Source organism: Polaromonas sp. P1_E3 (genome assembly GCF_056405935.1).
Map to the genome: position 1 here is coordinate 1 of NZ_JBFUBD010000499.1, position 1,752 is coordinate 1,752.

Below are 1,752 nucleotides of genomic sequence, written 5' to 3' on the forward strand. Positions count from 1 at the left end.
GTCCAGTTGGCACGGGTAGCCCACAGGTTGGGAATGGTTTCGGTACCGCCAACCGGCAAGTCATTGATGACCAGCGCGGAAACGCCGCTCAAAACCTGGTTTTCGCAATAGCGCAAGGCGGTTTCAGCGGCTTGGGTCGCCACCGCGTTTGAGCGCAGATTATTGGAAACCTGTTCCCCCGAAATGGAGCCCTTGACGGCCATGATGGCCACCATGGAAATGATCACCAGCAGGATCAACGCCAGAACCAGCACGATTCCGCGCTCTTCTTTCGCCCTTTTCACAAGGTGGATGTCGCTGGGTTTGTTGATGTCAGGTGTCATGAAGAAAATCCACCACGGTTTCGCAAAGTGACCACTGTCTCGAATGAGCGACGCAGGTAATTGTTCGGCGACGCCACCACATTGCCTGCGCAGTTGCGGTAAGAGCCAGGCGCATTCTGGTCGCGCATTTCACTGCGCATAACCAGGCAAATCTTGACGCTGACCACGCGCGACCATCTTTGGTCTATCGTGCCGCCCAATGCATCTACCTGCGCCGCCGTCAAATAGCTTGTAATCTGGCGGGAGGACACGTCATCTGCCACACCATAGGTAAAGGCCAGATTTTCAACATACTGCATGATGGGTTGCGCGGTGAAAGTGGCATTGCCATTGCCTCCGCAAAAYARCTCCGGCGTACCGCTGTTGGTGGCAGTCTTTATGTAGAAGCGCGACTCCACCAGCGGGTACGGAACGCCCCCATCGAAATCCGACGTCGCAAGCGTCGTGACGGCCTGATTCAKGCAATCGGTGGGATTGCCGCCGGAAGGGGTCGTATTGCTGGTGTCGCCCTGAAACCGCACCGTGATGGCCGCCGTTCCCGTTCCGGTATTGCACGCCAATGACGTGGTGGGCGTTACCGTGGGATTGGTAAAACCGGTATCACAACCCCGCACACCAGCGCCCACAAAATTGCGATCGGCGGTTTCAAGTGTCCCCGTTCCAACCACGGCCGTATTGGCCGGCACATTGGCCAGCGGAACGCTGAACCCGGCCATGCGGATGTAATTGCTCATGTAATTGAGCGCGACCGCGGCGTCCTCGCTCATGCGGGTGCCTGTTTCAGATTGCTTGCTGGTTGAGCTCGTCGAGGTGTAAACCGCGAGGATGGCCGCAAGAATCACCATGCCGATGGTGATGGAGATCATCAGCTCGACCAGGCTCACGCCGGTCTGCCTGAATTTTTGGGTAATCGTCATATGGCGGCCCTGAAATAAAGACAGCGCGGCGCCGTAGTGCCGACGCCAATCGCTGCTGCAGGACAGGCCCCAGCGGTCGCCAACCCGGCGGCAAGCCCCGGGTCCGTCCACATGACCCAAATGTCAACCGCAAGAGGCGTCGCCACATCGCGAAGAACATAAGCATCCCCGCCGGGAAGGTTCAGCCGCAGGCTGTTGCGCCATTCAGCCAGATCGATCGCCGCCATCTCCGCGGCAGTGCACTGGGTGACCGTTGCGCAGGCAGGCACCGCAATGGCTGCCGTCGCGGAAGAATATACGGTGGTTTTGTTGTAGGAACTGGTCATAAAGCCGTCTGAATTGGACCGCATGCGATCAGCAATGTCGGCCGCCAGCTGAACCCCCACCGTCTGGAATTGCGCCATCTTTCCGTACTGCACGGACGAGGCGRTCAGGCCACCCAGCGCCAGCAGCCCGAATGACATGATGACGATGGCGATCAACACCTCCAGCAGGGAGGCGCCGCGATGCGC

General features: G+C 58.8%; 3 protein-coding genes. All 3 read right to left on the reverse strand.

Translation table 11 applies throughout. The features are described from left to right. On the reverse strand, window positions 1-323 hold a 323-nt coding region (locus tag AC1D0Z_RS20980), incomplete at its 3' end, for a pilus assembly PilX family protein (RefSeq protein WP_477660092.1). Further along, on the reverse strand, window positions 320-1,240 hold the full coding sequence (locus AC1D0Z_RS20985) for a PilW family protein (protein WP_477660093.1): 921 nt from the start codon (window positions 1,238-1,240) through the stop codon (window positions 320-322). The genes AC1D0Z_RS20985 and AC1D0Z_RS20980, both read right to left, overlap by 4 nt. Then, on the reverse strand, window positions 1,237-1,752 hold a 516-nt coding region (pilV, locus tag AC1D0Z_RS20990; protein ID WP_477660094.1), incomplete at its 5' end, for a type IV pilus modification protein PilV. The genes AC1D0Z_RS20985 and pilV, both read right to left, overlap by 4 nt.